16 protein-coding genes are annotated in these 18218 nt (G+C 63.1%); 11 read left to right on the top strand and 5 right to left on the bottom strand.

Annotated features, from left to right (window positions below; all coding sequences use genetic code 11):
• Positions 1–2 precede the first annotated feature (2 nt).
• Positions 3–725: a UDP-2,3-diacylglucosamine diphosphatase gene (lpxH, locus tag PCLY_RS09920; protein ID WP_061239141.1), complete on the top strand. Its 723-nt coding sequence runs from the start codon at positions 3–5 to the stop codon at positions 723–725.
• On the opposite strand, the gene PCLY_RS09915 is transcribed toward lpxH, so the two are convergent.
• Positions 726–1580 (bottom strand): LysR family transcriptional regulator, encoded by an 855-nt coding sequence (locus PCLY_RS09915; protein WP_061239140.1) that lies wholly within the window; start codon positions 1578–1580, stop codon positions 726–728.
• A gap of 126 nt (positions 1581–1706) precedes the next feature.
• On the opposite strand from PCLY_RS09915, the gene PCLY_RS09910 reads away from it, so the two are divergent.
• Positions 1707–2909 (top strand): MFS transporter, encoded by a 1203-nt coding sequence (locus PCLY_RS09910; protein ID WP_061239139.1) that lies wholly within the window; start codon positions 1707–1709, stop codon positions 2907–2909.
• Between the two features lie 41 nt (positions 2910–2950).
• Here the strand turns inward: PCLY_RS09910 and PCLY_RS09905 are convergent, their stop codons facing one another.
• A complete protein-coding gene (locus PCLY_RS09905) occupies positions 2951–3604 on the bottom strand; it encodes a MiaE family protein (RefSeq protein WP_061239138.1) in 654 nt (217 codons plus the stop codon).
• A 157-nt stretch (positions 3605–3761) separates the two neighbouring features.
• Here PCLY_RS09905 and PCLY_RS09900 point away from each other — a divergent pair, with 157 nt between their 5' ends.
• Entirely contained in the window at positions 3762–4625 is an 864-nt protein-coding gene (locus PCLY_RS09900; RefSeq protein WP_061239137.1) for a universal stress protein, read from the top strand.
• 62 nt (positions 4626–4687) lie between these two features.
• On the opposite strand, the gene PCLY_RS09895 is transcribed toward PCLY_RS09900, so the two are convergent.
• On the bottom strand, positions 4688–5164 hold the full coding sequence (locus PCLY_RS09895; RefSeq protein WP_061239136.1) for a DUF1289 domain-containing protein: 477 nt from the start codon (positions 5162–5164) through the stop codon (positions 4688–4690).
• A 546-nt stretch (positions 5165–5710) separates the two neighbouring features.
• Between PCLY_RS09895 and acnB the strand changes: the two genes are divergently transcribed.
• The 6 genes from acnB to PCLY_RS09865 all read left to right on the top strand — a co-directional run bounded on the left by acnB (position 5711) and on the right by PCLY_RS09865 (position 14132).
• Positions 5711–8320 carry a bifunctional aconitate hydratase 2/2-methylisocitrate dehydratase gene (gene acnB / locus PCLY_RS09890; RefSeq protein ID WP_061239135.1) on the top strand — a complete coding sequence of 870 codons (2610 nt, stop codon included), beginning with the start codon at positions 5711–5713 and terminating at the stop codon, positions 8318–8320.
• 253 nt (positions 8321–8573) lie between these two features.
• The gene (locus PCLY_RS09885; RefSeq protein ID WP_061239134.1) at positions 8574–9785 is read left to right on the top strand and encodes a CmpA/NrtA family ABC transporter substrate-binding protein; all 1212 of its coding nucleotides are present in this window, start codon (positions 8574–8576) and stop codon (positions 9783–9785) included.
• Between the two features lie 18 nt (positions 9786–9803).
• Entirely contained in the window at positions 9804–10382 is a 579-nt protein-coding gene (locus tag PCLY_RS09880; RefSeq protein WP_061239133.1) for an ANTAR domain-containing response regulator, read from the top strand.
• Positions 10383–10532: 150 nt separating this feature from the next.
• Positions 10533–11882 (top strand): pyridoxal phosphate-dependent decarboxylase family protein, encoded by a 1350-nt coding sequence (locus tag PCLY_RS09875; protein WP_061239132.1) that lies wholly within the window; start codon positions 10533–10535, stop codon positions 11880–11882.
• A gap of 133 nt (positions 11883–12015) precedes the next feature.
• A complete protein-coding gene (gene alaC, locus PCLY_RS09870) occupies positions 12016–13245 on the top strand; it encodes an alanine transaminase (RefSeq protein WP_061239131.1) in 1230 nt (409 codons plus the stop codon).
• 164 nt (positions 13246–13409) lie between these two features.
• Positions 13410–14132 carry a lysophospholipid acyltransferase family protein gene (locus tag PCLY_RS09865; RefSeq protein ID WP_061239130.1) on the top strand — a complete coding sequence of 241 codons (723 nt, stop codon included), beginning with the start codon at positions 13410–13412 and terminating at the stop codon, positions 14130–14132.
• Between the two features lie 334 nt (positions 14133–14466).
• Here the strand turns inward: PCLY_RS09865 and PCLY_RS09860 are convergent, their stop codons facing one another.
• Positions 14467–15192, bottom strand: a complete 726-nt coding sequence (locus tag PCLY_RS09860; protein WP_061239129.1) for an amidotransferase — start codon at positions 15190–15192, stop codon at positions 14467–14469.
• A 298-nt stretch (positions 15193–15490) separates the two neighbouring features.
• Between PCLY_RS09860 and PCLY_RS25360 the strand changes: the two genes are divergently transcribed.
• Together PCLY_RS25360 and ptrC are read left to right on the top strand one after the other, a co-directional pair.
• Positions 15491–15604 carry a PA2485 family small membrane protein gene (locus tag PCLY_RS25360; protein ID WP_331711364.1) on the top strand — a complete coding sequence of 38 codons (114 nt, stop codon included), beginning with the start codon at positions 15491–15493 and terminating at the stop codon, positions 15602–15604.
• Between the two features lie 21 nt (positions 15605–15625).
• Entirely contained in the window at positions 15626–15826 is a 201-nt protein-coding gene (gene ptrC / locus PCLY_RS09855) for a type III secretion system co-regulatory protein PtrC (RefSeq protein WP_061239128.1), read from the top strand.
• A gap of 169 nt (positions 15827–15995) precedes the next feature.
• Here ptrC and PCLY_RS09850 read toward each other — a convergent pair whose 3' ends face one another.
• Positions 15996–18140 carry a 3-hydroxyacyl-CoA dehydrogenase NAD-binding domain-containing protein gene (locus PCLY_RS09850; RefSeq protein ID WP_061239127.1) on the bottom strand — a complete coding sequence of 715 codons (2145 nt, stop codon included), beginning with the start codon at positions 18138–18140 and terminating at the stop codon, positions 15996–15998.
• Positions 18141–18218 lie beyond the last annotated feature (78 nt).

The raw sequence follows: 18218 nt of genomic DNA, 5'->3' as shown, positions 1-18218 counted from the left end.
CGATGATCCTGCTGATCTCCGATCTGCACCTCGAAGAGAAACGCCCGGACATCACCCGGGCGTTTCTGCATTTTCTCTCAACGCGTGCGCGCCAGGCCGAGGCGCTGTACATCCTCGGCGACTTCTTCGAAGTCTGGATCGGCGACGATGGCATGACGCCCTTCCAGCACGAGATCGCCACTGCCCTGCGCGAATTGAGCGACGCCGGCACGCGTCTCTATCTGATGCATGGCAATCGCGACTTTCTCATCGGCAAGCGCTTCTGCCGTGAGGCGGGCTGCACCCTGCTCAGCGATCCCTGCACGGTGCAGCTGGGCGGTGAACGCGTGCTGCTGATGCATGGCGACAGCCTGTGCACCCTGGATGTCGGCTACATGAAGCTGCGTCGCTGGCTGCGCAACCCGCTCAGCCTGCTGATCCTGCGCAACCTGCCGCTAGGCACGCGCCAGAAGCTGGCGCGCAAGCTGCGCAACGAAAGCCGCGCGCAGACGCGGATGAAAGCCAGCGAGATCGTCGATGTCACCCCAGAGGAAGTGGTCAGGGTGATGGCTGCGCACGGCGTGCGTACGCTGATTCACGGGCACACCCACAGGCCGGCGGTGCATGAGCTGATCGTTAACGGCCAACCGGCACGGCGCATCGTGCTGGGCGACTGGGATCGCCAGGGCTGGGCCTTGCAGATCGACGGTGCGGATTGGCAGCAGGCGCCCTTCCCGCTCGCCTGATCACTGCCCCACGCGGTATTGCGGGCTTGCCTCGATGGTCTGCGCCAGACGCCGGGTCGCCTCGTTGACCTGATCGGCGACGAACAGGGTGATGTCAGTCGCCGGTAGCGCGGGCAAGGTTTCGATCACCCGCAGATCCGGCTCCAGAGTCGAGCGCGGCACGATGCCCACACCGATTCCAGCGCGCACCGCAGCCAGGACACCGGCGCGGCTTTGGCTGGCAAAGGCGATTCGGTATGCAATCCCAGCAGCGGCAAGCGCCGCGCATGCCGAGTCACGATGCAGGCAACCCTCGACGAATACCGCCAGCGGCAAGGGCATACGCTCATGGAGCGCATGGGCATCGGTGCGCACCCAGACCAACTGGTCGCGAAACAGCCGGCTGCCACCGCCAGAGGCAACCGGCATCTCTGCCAACGCCAGATCCAGCTTGCCCTCTGCCACGCATGTCGCCAGATACTCGGGGCGGTGGTCACAGAGCACCTCGAGGCTGGCCTCGGGATAACTCAGGACGAAGGCTTCCAGAAGCGGCGTGAGGTTGCGCGTGGCGTACTGGTCATGCGTGCCAAAGCGCACCCGCCCTACTACCTCGGCGTGGCGAAAGCTGCCCAGCACGCGGTCATGCAGGTTGAGCAACTGCTGGGCATGGGCCTTCAGCTGTTCGCCAGCATGGGTCAGCCTGACGCCATACTGCCCGCGCTGCAGCAGCTCGACCGCCACCAGGGCCTCCAGGCGGTTGAGCTGCATGCTGATGGTCGACGGCGCGCGATGCAGGCGCAGCGCTGCACTGGTCAGGTTGAGCGTCTCGGCGACCACCACGAAGGTACGCAGCAGCGCTATGGGCAGGTCGCGCATCGCAGAATTCAGCTTTATTGAAGGTGACGATCAATATTTATCGTTTCCACGAATTCTGGCAAGCCTCTACCTTAGCGCCATCCGCGGCCTGCGGATGTCCATCCCACCTTTACGGAGCCCGAATCCATGCGGATGCCCACCACGTTCGCCATGAACCAGATCGTCAGCCATGGATTCGGCATGTTCCTGTTCGCCGCGCTGTTGCCTTTCATGGGGGAATCCATCGGATTCAGCTCCTGGCAATTGGCAACCATCGGCGCACTGACCCAACTGGCCTATCTGGGCGGCGCCCTGCTGCTGGGTACGTTCGGCCATCACCTCGGCACCAGTCGCCTGGCTCTGCTGACCGGCTGCCTGGCCAGTTGCCTGCTGTTCATGATGTCGCAGCTACGCGATCCCCTGGCCATCACCCTGGTGTTGACCTGCCTGGCCGCCAGCGCGGCGATCAGCTGGGGTTGCATCGTCGAGATCCTGAGCCGCTGCGCCCGCCCTGAAGACCGCGCCACCTACCTCTCCTGCGCCTCCAGCGGCACGGCCTGGGGCTATGCCATCAACGGCCTGCTGATACTCCTGGTGGTGCCCGCACTCGGCTGGCAGATGAGCTGGCAACTCGCCGCACTGTTCGGCGCGCTGGTGGTCTGCCTGACCTGGCAGCTGCTGCGAAATCTGCCCAAAGCGCCCGGGGCGACAATGGACAACCGCGAGGCGATGATCGCCCCACGGCGCCTGCTGGCGATCGTCCTCGGTGAACGTACCGCCCTGATCGCCTGCCTGATCTGCCTGCTGGTGGGATTCACCACCATGCCGTTCTCCTACTGGCTCAACACCTACCTGGCCGAACTCGGCCTGCCGGCGACACTGGGCGGCTACACCTGGGCGATGGTGGGCGGCACTGGCATGCTCGCCGGGCTGGTGATCGGCAGGCTGGCCGACCGCAAGGGCCACGGCGTGGCCTTGATGTTGATATTCAGCGGCTTTGCCGCGGGCCTGTGGGCGTTCGCCCATGATCCGGGACGCTGGGCGCTGGTCGCCGGGTTCGGCTACGGGCTGATGTACTTTCCCATGTGGGGCATCGTTGCCGGCTGGGTCAACCGTCGTTACTCGTCCACCGCGACCATGCAGATCAGTGGTATCTGCATGGTCGCTTTCGGCATGGGCGGCGCGCTGGGCAACCTGCTGGCCGGGTACGTCCGCGAAACCGTCGGCTCCCTGCAAGGCGTGTTCTTCGGCCTGGCCGCAATGTCCTTGCTGCTGGTGTTGCTGGCGGTGATCGTCCTGCGGGGTGACAAGGCAGCACTGCTGCCGCCGACGACCGCCGGTGCCTGCTGAATCGCGCGGCATGCCGCTTGAGGAACAATGCCCCAGAGGCGCTAAAGCGGCACGCCACTGTGAAAGCGGAACTGCTCATCCGGCGAGGTGATCAGCTCCTGCTCAACCGCACGCACGACGTCGATACGAGTATCGACGTCGGCGGCATCGCCATACAGATAAGCGAGCTTGAGGTAGCCCCGGTAGTGGCGCCCCTCGCTCTCCAGCAACCCGGCGTAGAACTTGGCCAGTTCGGCGTCCAGGCGCGGCACCAGCGCGGCGAAGCGCTCGCACGAGCGCGCCTCGATGAACGCACCCACCACCAGCACATCCACCAGTCGCTCCACCTCGCCACCGCGTAGCAGCGCGCGCAGGCCTGCGGCGTAGCGGGATGCGGAGACATGGCGAACCTCGATGCCACGACCACGGATGATCTTGCTCACCTGCTCGAAGTGCACCAGCTCCTCACGGGCCAAACGCGACATTCTCGCGGTCAATTCGGTCTTGGTCAGGTAGCGTCCCATCAGGCTCAGGGCCGTCTGCGCCGCCTTGTATTCCAGGTTGCGATGGTCGAGCAGGAGAGTCTCCTGCTGGCGCAAGGCCTCGTCCAGCCAGGCATCGGGCGTGGCGACGCCACCGAGAAAACCAAGAATTTCCTGCAGGATCGACACAGGTTCCTCGCCTTTACTCGGAACATGCTGGGTATTTGACATCATGATTGAAGCGCTCTGGATGCTGGCGAGGTTGAAAATGGCGGGCCATTATACGAGTGGCAGGCCCGACGACCAGCACGCCGTTGATGCAGGTCAACAAGCCGCTGGCAACGACGCACCTATAGTTGAATGAGCGCTATTCACTCTCAGGGAGACGACCATGCAAGCGATACGCAGCATTCTGGTGGTGATGGAGCCCCAGCACCCCGAAGGCCTCGCGCTGAAACGGGCAAAACTGATAGCCGGAGTCACCCAGTCGCACCTGCATCTGCTGGTCTGCGACAAGAAAGGCGACCACAGCGCCTGGCTCAATGATCTCGGCAGCAGCCTCGACACGGAAGGCTTCAGCGCTTCCACTCAGCAGTCCTGGCACGACAACCCGCACCAGACCATCATCGCCGTGCAACAGGCCGAAGGCTGCAGCCTGGTGATCAAGCAGCACCTGCCCGACAACCCGCTGAAGAAGGCCATTCTCACCCCGGAAGACTGGAAGCTGCTGCGCTACTGCCCGTCGCCGGTGCTGATGGTCAAGAGCGAATCCCCCTGGACCGGCGGCAATATCCTCGCAGCCGTTGACGTCGGCAATGCGGACGGCGAGCACCACGCACTGCACTCCGGCATCGTCAGCCACGGCTACGATATCGCCGGGCTGGCCAAGGGCACCCTGCATGTGGTCACCGCACACCCGACGCCGATGCTGTCGGCCGCCGACCCCACCTTTCAGCTCAAGGAAACCATCGAAGCGCGCTACCGCGAACAGTGCCGCAGCTTCCAGGCCGAATACGACATCAGCGACGATCGCCTGCACGTGCTCGAAGGCCCGGCCGACGTGGTGATTCCGCAGGTCGCCCACCAGATCAGCGCGGCGGTTACGGTGATCGGCACCGTGGCGCGCACCGGCCTTTCCGGCGCGCTGATCGGCAACACTGCCGAGGTCATACTCGATGCACTGGAGAGCGACGTACTGGTGCTCAAGCCTGACGATGTCATCGCTCATCTCGAAGAGCTGGTGGCGCAGCGCTGAGCCATTGACTGAAACGAAAATGCCGCTCGATTGCGAGCGGCATTTTCATTGGATCGCAGGCGTCAAACCCGCAGTTCCAGTCCCTCGCGCAGAAACTTCGGCGCGATGTAGCGCTCGTAGTGCGCCTCGGACAACAGGAAGAACTCACGGTCGATGGCATCGCGCAATTCAGGCAGCGCCCAGTTGCGAAACTCGGGCAACAACACCATGCCGTAGGCTTCCAGCTGGTTGATCACCCGCGCGCCCCGCGCGATCAGCTGATAGGCCCAACAATAAGGCGACTGCTGCGGTACGAAGCGAATCTGCCGCTGCTCCAACTGGCGTCGCAGGCGCTGCTCGTCGAACACCTCCAGCTTGGCCGCCATCACCTGCACCAGCAAGACTTCCAGGCGCGTCCAGACGGCGCGTTTCTCATCGTCGTTGTAGCTGTTCCAGTTGATCACTTCATGGTGAAAGCGCTTGCAACCACGGCACACGACATCACCGTAAACGGTCGAGCAAAGCCCCACGCAGGGCGTCTTGATGCGCTGATTGGACATGGCGAAACAACATAGACGGCAAAACAGCCTGGCATCTTAGCCCTTTGTCTAATCCAGATCACCCCTGCCGACAGGCCACTGAAAACTACCTGCGTTGGCCCTACTGCGCTAAAAACGGCGTCAAAATGCTGATTTAGGGAAGCTAAACTGCGCTTTTCTCGCCATTTCTGCCTTGTATTGCCTGCCCCGCTCAGGTTTTCAGCAGCCTGCCACGACAAGGACATCGGCTTAACTTTATTCGCGCTTTCCATTAGAATCGGCCCGCCTTTTATGGCGCCAATGTCCGTTGGAAGCTGTTTTCAAAGCGTCACGAGCACAGTCGATCCTGCAGGTACGATGGCGGCGCAGCCACTTGGAGTCCCCCCGAGCGTCTGCGTCCGCCCTCATCAGAAACCGTCCTGCCGGCGTAAAACTTTGAAAGCAGCTTCTACAAGACACTCGTGAAACCTCGGCTGATCGGCTCATAAAGTCGAAAAGCGCCCGGTTCACGGGTCTCTGGATCGCGTCCCGGACAACCCTTTGGGACCACTGATGAGGGTAATAACTGTGCTTGAAGCCTATCGCAAACACGTAGAAGAGCGTGCCGCCCTGGGAATCGTTCCCCAGCCGCTGAACGCCGAGCAGACCGCTGGCCTGGTCGAATTGCTGAAAAACCCACCGGCCGGTGAAGAAGAATTCCTCCTGGATCTGATCACCAACCGCGTACCGCCGGGCGTCGACGAAGCCGCCTACGTCAAGGCCGGTTTCCTCTCTGCCGTTGCCAAGGGCGAAGCCACTTCCCCGCTGATCAACAAGCAACGCGCTGTCGAGCTGCTGGGTACCATGCAGGGCGGCTACAACATCGCCACCATGGTCGAGCTGCTGGGCGATGCCACCCTGGGCACTGTCGCTGCCGAACAACTCAAGCACACCCTGCTGATGTTCGACGCCTTCCACGACGTCGCCGAGAAAGCCAAGGCTGGCAATGCCAACGCCAAGGCCGTACTGCAATCCTGGGCCGATGGCGAATGGTTCACCAACAAACCGGTCATCGCCGAGAAATACAGCCTGGCCGTGTTCAAGGTGCCTGGCGAAACCAACACCGATGACCTGTCCCCTGCCCCGGACGCCTGGTCGCGCCCTGACATCCCGCTGCACGCCCTGGCCATGCTGAAAATGGCTCGCGACGGTATCGTGCCGGAGCAGCAAGGCGCTGTCGGCCCGCTGAAGCAGATCGAAGAGATCAAGGCCAAGGGCTTCCCGGTTGCCTACGTCGGTGACGTGGTCGGTACCGGTTCCTCGCGTAAATCCGCCACCAACTCGGTGCTGTGGTTCTTCGGCGACGACATCCCCTACGTGCCGAACAAGCGCGCTGGCGGTTTCTGCTTCGGCAGCAAGATCGCCCCGATCTTCTACAACACCATGGAAGATGCCGGCGCTCTGCCGATCGAGTTCGACGTCTCGAACATCAACATGGGCGACGTGATCGACGTCTACCCGCACGCTGGCAAAGTCTGCAAGCACGGCACCGACGAAGTCATCACCACCTTCGAACTGAAGACCCCGGTGCTGCTCGACGAAGTCCGCGCTGGCGGCCGTATCCCGCTGATCGTGGGCCGTGGCCTGACCGAGAAGGCGCGTGCCGAGTTGGGCCTGGGCCCGACCGACCTGTTCGCACTGCCGGAAGCACCGGTCGACACTGGCAAGGGCTACACCCTGGCGCAGAAGATGGTCGGCAAGGCCTGCGGCCTGCCGGAAGGCAAAGGCGTTCGCCCGGGCACCTACTGCGAACCGAAGATGACCACCGTCGGCTCCCAGGACACCACTGGCCCGATGACCCGCGACGAGCTGAAAGACCTGGCGTGCCTGGGCTTCTCCGCTGACCTGGTCATGCAGTCGTTCTGCCACACTGCGGCCTATCCGAAGCCGATCGACGTCACCACCCACCACACCCTGCCGGATTTCATCCGCACCCGTGGCGGCGTGTCTCTGCGTCCGGGCGACGGCATCATCCACAGCTGGCTGAACCGCATGCTGCTGCCTGACACCGTTGGCACCGGTGGCGACTCGCACACCCGCTTCCCGATCGGCATCAGCTTCCCGGCCGGCTCCGGCCTGGTGGCCTTCGCCGCTGCCACCGGCGTCATGCCGCTGGACATGCCGGAATCCGTTCTGGTGCGTTTCAAGGGCAAGATGCAACCGGGTATCACCCTGCGTGACCTGGTACATGCCATCCCTTACTACGCCATCCAGAAAGGCCTGCTGACCGTCGAGAAGAAAGGCAAGAAGAACATCTTCTCCGGCCGCATCCTCGAGATCGAAGGCCTGGAAAACCTGACCGTCGAGCAGGCGTTCGAGCTGTCCGACGCCTCTGCCGAGCGTTCGGCTGCCGGCTGCACCATCAAACTGCCGGAAGCGGCCATCGCCGAGTACCTGCAGTCCAACATCACCCTGCTGCGCTGGATGATCAGCGAAGGCTACGGTGATGCCCGCACCATGGAGCGTCGTGCTCAAGCCATGGAAGCCTGGCTGGCCAACCCGCAACTGCTGTCCGCCGACGCCGATGCCGAGTACGCCGAAGTCATCGAAATCGACCTGGCCGAGCTCAACGAGCCGGTACTGTGCGCCCCGAACGACCCGGACGACGCCCGTCTGCTGTCCACCGTGGCTGGCGACAAGATCGACGAAGTGTTCATCGGTTCGTGCATGACCAACATCGGTCACTTCCGCGCTGCCGGCAAGCTGCTGGACAAGGTCAAGGGCGGTATCCCGACCCGTCTGTGGCTGTCGCCGCCGACCAAGATGGATGCTCACCAGCTGACCGAGGAAGGCTACTACGGCATCTACGGCAAGGCCGGTGCACGTATGGAGATGCCGGGCTGCTCGCTGTGCATGGGTAACCAGGCTCGCGTCGCTGCCAACTCCACCGTGGTGTCGACCTCCACCCGTAACTTCCCGAACCGTCTGGGCGATGGCGCCAACGTGTACCTGGCCTCTGCCGAACTGGCTGCGGTCGCTTCGATTCTCGGCAAGCTGCCGACCGTCGAGGAGTACATGGTCTACGCCAAGGATATCGACAGCATGGCTGGCGACATCTACCGCTACCTGAGCTTCGACCAGATCGCCGACTTCCGTGAAGCTGCGGAAAACGCCAAGATCCCGGTCGTTCAGGCCTGATCCACGCGTTACAGAAAAGCCCCGCCTCGTGCGGGGCTTTTTTATGGCCAATCGCTCCTGACAGCCAGCCACCTGGCAGACTGGCATATGCCTTGCTTCATCAGGATACAAACAGCCTTTCCAACGACGGAATGGCTTGATCGACAACGGCGTCGTATCGATCCCGGCCTTTCGCGCCAGGGTTCGGTACGACGCTTTTTTGTGGCCAGCCATCGGCGAGCCAAGCCCCCTCTGGTGAGCCTAAGGAAGCAGCATGAGCGAACACGAAACCCCTCGCAGCGACGCCCTGACCTGGTCCTGGGGCAGCGACGCTCCGGAAAAGAGCGTGCTGGACATCGGCTTCATGGCGCTGAGCGATTCGGCCTCGGTGGTGGTGGCCGCCACTCAGGGCTTCGCCGAGAAATACGGACTGAGCATCAGGCTGAAACGCCAGACGTCCTGGGCCGGCCTGCGCGACCGCCTGCTCAGCGGTGAGCTGGACGCCGCCCATAGCCTGTACGGCCTGATCTACGGCGTGCAGCTTGGCCTTGGCGGCGCTCCGGCAACCGATATGGCCGTACTCATGGGGCTGAACCAGAACGGCCAGAGCATCAACCTGTCGCACACCCTGCAAGCGGCCGGCGTGACCAATGGCGAGGCACTGCACCAATACGTGCACCAGCATGAAGCACACCTGACCTTCGCCCAGACCTTTCCCACCGGCACCCACGCCATGTGGCTCTACTACTGGCTGGCCAGCCAGGGCATTCACCCCCTGCGCGACGTCGACAGCGTGGTGGTGCCTCCACCGCAGATGATCGAGCACCTGCAGGCCGAGCGCATCGACGGTTTCTGCGTCGGCGAACCCTGGACCGCCAAGGCCGTCGATGAGCAGCTCGGCTGCACCGTCACCACCATCCAGGCGATCTGGCCGGATCACCCGGAGAAGGTGCTGGGCTGCACCCGCGCCTTCGCCCAGCAGAACCCCAACACCGCCCGCGCCCTGATCATGGCCGTGCTCGAGGCCGCGCGCTTTATCGACGAAAGCGAAGAGAACAAACGCAGCACCGCCCTGCTGCTGAGCGGCAGCGAATACGTCAACGCCCCGGTTTCAGCGATCACACCACGCTTCCTCGGCCAGTATCAGAACGGCCTCGGCCACGCCTGGCAGGACGAGCACCCACTGCGCTTCCACGCCGGCGGCCTGGTCAATCAGCCGTACCTGTCCGACGCCATGTGGTTCATGACCCAGTTCCGCCGCTGGGGCCTGCTACGCAGCGACCCCGACTACCTGGGCGTAGCCCGTCAGGTGCAGCAACTGGCCCTGTACCGCGAGGCCGCCACGGCACTGGGCATTGCAGTGCCGAGCGAGATGCGCCGCTCGATCCTGCAGGACGGCACCTGCTGGGACGGCAGCGATCCAGCCGCCTACGCCCGCAGCTTTCGCCTCCACGCCCTGGCCGACGGCCCGGCTGTCGCCCTGTAACTGCCCGGAGAGCCATCGATGCTGCGTATCCTGCTGATCAACGATACCCCCAAGAAAGTCGGCCGCCTGAAATGCGCGCTGATCGAGGCGGGTTTCGAGGTCATCGACGAATCCGGCCTGACCATCGACCTGCCCGAGCGCGTCGAGGCGGTGCGTCCGGACGTGATTCTGATCGATACCGAATCCCCCGGACGCGATGTGATGGAACAGGTGGTGCTGGTCAGCCGCGACCAGCCGCGTCCGATCGTCATGTTCACCGACGAGCATGACCCCGGCGTGATGCGTCAGGCGATCCAGAGCGGCGTCAGCGCCTACATCGTCGAAGGCATCCATGCCCAGCGCCTGCAGCCGATTCTCGACGTGGCCATGGCCCGCTTCGAAAGCGACCAGGCGCTGCGTGCGCAGTTGCAGGCACGTGATGCGCAGCTGGCCGAACGCAAGCGCGTGGAACTGGCCAAGGGCCTGCTGATGAAGATGAAGAGCTGCGACGAAGAGGAGGCCTATACCCTGATGCGGCGCCAGGCCATGAGCCGCCAGCAGAAGCTGATCCAGGTGGCCGAACAGATCATCGCCATGCACGACATGCTCGGCGGCTGAGCAACTGTACCGCTGAAACAGTGCACTGTATCGGTTCAGACTGTATCACTCGGGCAACTGTAGCAGTCGCCTTCGCTGGCGCCTGTGTATGCCCCGCCCGGCGCGCCTCGGCTAGGGTAAGCGGTCTCAGCCCTATACCGAGTACAGCCCATGAACGAACGCAATCTGCTGGCAGAAGCCGATCGACGAGCTCTCGCCTACCTGGACAGCCTTGACGGACGGCGGGTCTTCCCCGACGCCCAGGCCCTCGCGGCCCTGGCCACTTTCGACCAGAGCCTGCCGGAGGATGGCGGCGATGCCGAGCAGGTGCTGCGCCAACTCGACGAGATTGGCTCACCGGCCACCGTGGCGAGCAATGCTGCGCGCTACTTCGGCTTCGTCATCGGCGCGACGCTGCCAGTGGCAGCCGCTGCCGAACGCCTGGTACTGGCCTGGGATCAATGCGCCTCGTCCTTCGACAATTCTCCAGTCGCTGATCGGCTGGAAAAGATTGCCGGACGCTGGGTCTGCCAAGCGCTGGGGCTACCGGATCAGAGCGCGGTGGGCTTTGGCACCAGTGCAACCGCCTGCACCCTGGCCTGTATTTGCGCTGCACGGCGCACGCTACTGGCCCGCCAGGGCTGGGATTTCGATGGTGACGGATTGCTCGGCGCACCGCAGATCCGCGTCGTACTTGCGGAAACGGCGCACATCACGGTGAAGAAAGCGCTGCGCGTGCTCGGCTTCGGCATGAACCACCTGCACTACGCCCCCGTGGACGAGTACGGGCGTATCGACCCGGCCCGCCTCCCTGAACTGGATGAGCGCACGCTGCTGATCTTGCAGGCCGGCGAGGTCAATACCGGCGAGTTCGACCCTTTTGCCGAGCTGATTGCCGTCGCCCGCAAGGCTAACGCCTGGGTGCATGTCGATGGCGCGTTCGGCCTCTGGGCGCGCGCATCATCCTCGGCGCACTTGCTCGAGGGCGTCGAGCTGGCGGATAGCTGGACGACCGATGGACACAAATGGCTGAACACCCCCTACGACTGCGCCATGGCGATCTGCCGTGACGCCGATGCACTGGCCGTCGCGATGAACAGCGATGCCGCCTACGCCTCGGCGAGCAAGGATGCACAGAAAAACCTGACGCTGGAGTTCTCTCGCCGCGCCCGGGGCATCGCCATCTGGGCGGCCCTGGCCTATCTGGGCCGCACAGGTCTGCAAGCGATGATCGACCGCCATATCCGCCAGGCTGAAGAACTGGCCGGCACACTGCGCAACGCCGGCTATCAAGTACTCAATCGGGTTGTGCTGAACCAGGTCTTGGTGCGTGGCGATTCAGACGAACAGACCATCGCCATTCGCCAGGCAGCCCAGGCCTCCGGCGAAGTCTGGTTCGGACCGACCGTCTGGCAGGGGCGCCCCGCCTTTCGCCTGAGTCTCTGCTCCTGGCGCACCGAAGATGCCGCTGTGAAAGCACTCGGCGCCTTGCTGCTGCGCTTGAAAAACGAGCTGAGCTGAAGCGACTGCTGCGCTATTTTCGCCGACAACTGCACTGGACAGCCAAGCTCGACAGCCCTTATCTTTGCCACCGGCCACAGCGGTGGCCAGCGTCGCTCGGACGGTTCCGGGCGCTTACGTATCCGAGGAAATCATGGCTGACAATGCCAAGCGCCGCTTTGCGCGCATCGATCGTCTCCCCCCCTACGTCTTCAACATCACCGCCGAACTGAAGATGGCAGCACGCCGTCGCGGCGAGGACATCATCGACTTCTCCATGGGCAACCCCGATGGCGCGACTCCGCCGCACATCGTCGACAAGCTCGTGCAGGTCGCTCAGCGTGAAGACACCCACGGCTACTCCACCTCCCGCGGTATTCCGCGCCTGCGCCGCGCCATCTCGCGCTGGTACAAGGACCGCTACGACGTGGAGATCGATCCGGAAAGCGAAGCCATCGTCACCATCGGCTCCAAGGAAGGCCTGGCGCACCTGATGCTGGCCACCCTGGATCATGGCGATACCGTGCTGGTGCCCAACCCCAGCTATCCGATCCACATCTACGGTGCGGTGATCGCCGGCGCCCAGGTGCGCTCCGTCCCCCTGGTGCCGGGCGTGGACTTCTTCGCCGAACTGGAACGCGCCATCCGCGAATCGATTCCCAAGCCGAAGATGATGATCCTCGGCTTCCCCTCCAACCCCACGGCCCAGTGCGTGGAGCTGGATTTCTTCGAGCGCGTGGTAACCCTGGCCAAGCAATACGACGTACTGGTGGTGCATGACCTGGCCTATGCCGACATCGTCTACGATGGCTGGAAAGCCCCGTCGATCATGCAGGTGCCCGGCGCCAAGGACATCGCGGTGGAGTTCTTCACCCTGTCCAAGAGCTACAACATGGCCGGCTGGCGCATCGGCTTCATGGTCGGCAACCCGGAGCTGGTCAGCGCCCTGGCGCGAATCAAGAGCTACCACGACTACGGCACCTTCACCCCGCTGCAAGTGGCAGCCATCGCCGCCCTGGAAGGTGACCAGCAGTGCGTGCTGGACATCGCCGAGCAGTACCGCCAGCGCCGCAACCTGCTGGTCAAGGGCCTGCACGAGATCGGCTGGATGGTGGAGAAGCCCAAGGCCTCGATGTACATCTGGGCGAAGATTCCCGAGGCCTACGCTCACCTGGGCTCGCTGGAGTTCGCCAAAAAGCTGCTGGCCGAGGCCAAGGTCTGCGTCTCGCCCGGCCTCGGTTTTGGTGACTATGGCGACGACCACGTGCGCTTCGCCCTGATCGAGAATCAGGACCGTAGCCGTCAGGCACTGCGCGGCATCAAGGCGATGTTCCGTGCCGACGGTTTGCTGCCAGGCAAGCCGGCCAAGGCAGAGACCGAGTAAAGCGCAGAGGGCGCCGTGAGGCGCCCTTTCTACATGGACCACGGAAACCGACAAGTTCTGCGACAATTCAGGACGTTAGCCGACACCAGGCGCAGGTTTCAAGCAATTGCCCGGCAGAGTGAACGTCCGTACACTGCGCGCCCCTCCTCCGATGGTTCTCCCCAATGCTCTTCGTTTTGCGCATGCTGCTGATGGGCGTGCATTTCATTCTGGCCGGTCTCCTGGGTCTGCTGATCGGCCTGTGTCGCCCGTTCAACCCGGACAACAGCCGCCTCTGCGCCCGCCTCTATTCGCTGCCCGCGCTGTGCCTGCTGCGCCTGAAGCTGAAGACCGATGTACGCCCGCTACTGGAGCACCAGCGTTCCTGCGTGATCATCGCCAACCACCAGTCCAACTTCGATCTGTACGTGCTCGGACGCGTGGTGCCGCAGCGCACCGTGAGCATTGGCAAGCAGAGCCTCAAGTGGGTGCCATTCTTCGGTCAGCTGTACTGGCTGGCCGGTAACGTGCTGATCGATCGCAGCAACGCCGTCGCCGCCAAGCGCGCGATGCTGACCACCACCGAAACCCTGCGCAATCGCGACACCTCGATCTGGGTATTCCCCGAAGGCACGCGCAACCTCGGCCGCGGCCTGCTGCCATTCAAGAAAGGGGCGTTCCAGATGGCGATCAGCGCCGGCGTGCCGATCATCCCGGTGTGCGTGAGCAACTACAGCCAAGCCATGCGCCTGAATCGCTGGAACAGCGGCCGCATCATGATTCGCTCGCTGCCTGCCATCCCCACTGCCGGCATGAGCCTGGATGATATGCCCGCCTTGATGGAGCGCTGCCAACAGGCCATGAGCGAGTGCATCAGCAGTATGGACAGGGAACTGGCGTCGGCCTGATGCCTATACGGTCCGAATGGATAACCCAGCTCAACCATCAGATCCAGCGATAGCGACGCTGCCGAGCATCCGTTATTCAAGCGAAATGACTCAGACGATTCTGTGCCCACGCCAACTCTTGGCCTGGAGCACAGAACCTGTCCCGCCTCTCTCAAGCCCACGGCAATGGCGGCAGTATCGAATGCAACCACAAGCTGACCCATCGCCTGAACCTGGCCTGAACAGCAGCCCGCCGCCAAGCAGAAGCGAGCGGATCTCGCCTTGCTTCGTACTCACTCAGCAGGCATGAAAAAGCCCGGAAAACCGGGCTTTTTCTTCTTCGCAGAAACTGACCTCAGGCCTTGGCCTGCTTGCCCTGGGCAACGAAGCGCATCATCCACTCAGCCACGGCGCTGCCCTGCTGCGCATGCTGGAGACTGTCCACACCCTGCTGATAGACCTTCTCGCCCAGGTGCTGCTGACGCAGCTCGAGCAGCGCTCGCGAATAATCGTGAACGAACTCAGGATGGCCCTGGAAGCACAGCACCTGATCTTCGATGTGGTAGGCGCCGATCGGGCAGAAATCACTGGAAGCCAGCAGCGTGGCCTTCTCCGGCAGGCGGGTGACCTGGTCCTGATGGCTGATCAGCAGCTGCAGCTCGTCCAGTGCCGGGCTCATCCACTCCGGCTTGCCTGCCAGGCGGTAACTGTGCACGCCAACCCCCCAGCCCTGTTCGGCACGCTCCGCCTTACCGCCCAGCAACAGCGCCAGCAATTGGTGACCGAAGCAGATACCCAGCAACTTGTCGCCACGCTTGTAGCGCTCGAGCAGATACTCCTTGAGCGTCTGAATCCATGGGTCACTACCGAAGGAATCAGCCTTGCTGCCAGTCACCAGATAAGCGTCGAATTTCTCGCTATCGGGCGGGTAATGCCCATCCACCACGTTGTAGACACTGAACTCCGCCGCGACCGGCTGTTGAGCGAAGAGTTGCTCGAACATGCGCCCATAGCCCTGATACTGGTCGACCAGTTCGGGGCGAAGGATGTCAGTTTCCAGGATGCAGATACGCAGTGACATGAGGTTTCCTGTGGTGAACACGGAGGGAGGGTTATTTGTGCGTTTTTCTTAACACATGAACTCGCACAAAGAAATAGCCAACCCTGATTTTCAAGCTGATTCACGATTATCGGCACTGTGCGACGCCACGAACAGTCGTCAATTAAAATTGACATCACATTGCACCGCGAGTGCCGGACGAAGCGTTATCAGCGGCTTCGATAGTTACCATGCATGCCATTCACTTCTGCGATTGCGTGAGCGCGGCGACTATCACCCCATCGGGCAGCCGCCCTCATCGCACAGAAGGAAATCGATCATGAGCATCTACGCCGCACTCGCCAGCTTCGCCGCTGCATCCGCCTTCCAGACTAGCGCACCGGTTCGCCCGAATCAGGCAGCGCCCGCAGCCCGTGACGCACGTCCGAGCTAACGCAAGCGCAGGAGAGCAGCCATGCACAGCCAACTCAGCGTCGACGCCTACGGCGTCACCTATGTCCACCTGCAGGACGGTGGCCTGCAGTTCGAGAGCGAAGCCGCTCTGCAGCTCGATGATGGCAGCATGCTGACCCTGCGCATGCCGACTCGCCACAGCGAGATGCTGGCGATCCACGAAGCCGTGTGCATTCGCCAGGGCTGGTGCCAGGCAGCGTGAGCGTTTGCTGATCGAGGCGCCTCATGACTCCCTTGAAAGGGCCTCGCACACTGCTCGCCCTGACAGCGACTGGATCAGCATCGAGGATGCCCATGAGAAACGGCCCGAGCGGGCCGTTTCTCATGGGTTGCGCCGCGAAGCACGGCGCACCTACTGCAGCAAAACAGGTTCAGAAGGTTTCGCCCTTGGCCGCCTTCTCCAGCAGCAATGCCGGCGGCAGGAAGCGTTCGCCGTACTGCTCGCACAGGTAGTGCGCGCGCGCGACGAAGTCCTTCACGCCGTACTGGTTGATGAACTGCAGCGCACCGCCGGTCCAGGCCGCGAAGCCAATGCCGAACATCGAGCCGATGTTGGCATCGGCCACCGACTGCAATACGCCCTCTTCCATGCAGCGCACCGTCTCGATGGCCTGGATGAACAGGATACGGTCGCGTACGTCTTCCGGCGAAATCTGCGCATCGGCCTTCTCGAAACGCGCCTTGAGCTCGGGCCACAGGTGCTTCTTGCCACCCGCCGGGTAATCGTAGAAACCACTCCCGGCCGCCTTACCCGGACGCTTGTACTCACCCAGCATCAGATCGATCACAGCGAATGCCGGATGTTCGGGGATGGATTTGCCCTCGGCCGCCAGGTCCTTGATGGTCTGCTGGCGGATGTGATTCATCAGGCTCATCGACACTTCATCGCTGATCGCCAGCGGGCCGACCGGCATGCCGGCCTTGCGCGCCTCGTTCTCGATCATCGCCGCGCTGACGCCTTCGCCAAGCATGGCCAGGCCTTCGTTGGTGAAGGTGCCGAACACTCGCGAGGTGAAGAAGCCACGGCTGTCGTTGACCACGATGGGCGTCTTCTTGATCTGCATGACGTAATCGAAGCCACGCGCCAGTGTCTCATCGCTGGTCTGCTCACCACGGATGATCTCCACCAGCGGCATCTTGTCCACCGGGCTGAAGAAGTGCAGGCCGATGAACTTTTCCGGCTTGGCCACGGCAGTCGCCAGGCCGGTGATCGGCAGCGTCGAGGTGTTGGAGGCGATCAGCGCATCGCACAGCGCGGCGGCCTCGGCGGCAGCGGTGACCTTGCCCTTGAGCGCACGGTCCTCGAACACGGCCTCGATGATCAGGTCGCAGCCGGCGAAGTCCGCATCGCTGTCAGTGGCCTTGATCAGCGCCAGGAAGGCCTCGCGCTGCTCAGCGGTCATGTGGCCCCTGCTGATCTTCTTGTCCAGCAGCTTGGCCGAATAGCTCTTGCCCTTCTCCGCCGCCTCGACGGACACATCCTTGAGCACCACCTCGATACCGGCAGCCGCTGAAACGTAGGCGATGCCGGCGCCCATCATGCCGGCGCCGAGCACGCCGACCTTCTTCGTCACTGACTTCGCATAGCCCTGCGGACGCGAGCCGCCGGCGTTGATCTCGTTCAGCTGGAACCAGAAGGTGCCGATCATGTTCTTCGCCACCTGCCCGCAGGTCAGCTCGGTGAAGTAGCGCGCCTCGATGATCTGCGCGGTGTCGAAGTCGACCTGCGCACCCTCGACAGCGGCGCACATGATCTTCTCCGGTGCGGGGAAGCAGCCCTTGGTCTTGTCACGCAGCACGCTCGGGGCGATGGCCAGCATCTGCGCCACGTTCGGCGAACTCGGCGTGCCACCGGGAATCTTGTAGCCCTGTACGTCCCACGGCTGCCTGGCGGCCGGGTTGGCGGCGATCCAGGCGCGGGCCTTGGTCAGCATCTCCTCGCGGTCGCTGGCCAGATCGTGGATCAGGCCGGCCTTGAGCGCCGCATCCGGGCGCACCTTCTTGCCTTCGGCCAAATACGGCAGCGCCTTTTCCAGACCGAGCAGACGCACCATGCGCACCACTCCACCGCCGCCCGGCAACAGGCCCAGGGTGACTTCCGGCAAGCCGAGCTGGACGTGGCTTTCGTTCAGGGCGATACGGTGGTGACAGGCCAGGGCGATTTCCCAGCCGCCGCCCAGCGCTGCGCCGTTGATAGCGGCGACCACCGGCTTGCCGAGGGTTTCCAGCCGGCGCAGCTGGCCCTTGATCTTCAGGATCATCGCGTAGAAGCCCTGGGCCTCGGCCTGGGTGACCTTAATCAGTTCGCCCAGGTCGCCGCCAGCGAAGAAGGTCTTCTTCGCCGAGGTGACGATCACTCCGGCAAGCGAATCCTTTTCGGCTTCCAGGCGATCGACGATCTGGCCCATGGCCTCGCGGTATACCGCGTTCATGGTGTTGGCGCTCTGGCCAGGCATGTCCATGGTCACGACGACGATATTGTCCTGGCCTTTTTCGTAACGGATGGCGTCAGTCATTTCATTCACTTTCCAATGTTCGGGGAGCGCTTCAGGGGCGTCACGAGCGAAGGTCAGGCTAGGCGGAAATCATGCGGA

The organism is Ectopseudomonas composti (assembly GCF_001567565.1).
GTDB classification, from domain to species: Bacteria; Pseudomonadota; Gammaproteobacteria; order Pseudomonadales; family Pseudomonadaceae; genus Aquipseudomonas; species Aquipseudomonas composti_A.
The sequence above is the reverse complement of the archived record's forward strand: the minus strand, read 5'-3'. Positions and strand labels throughout refer to the sequence as shown.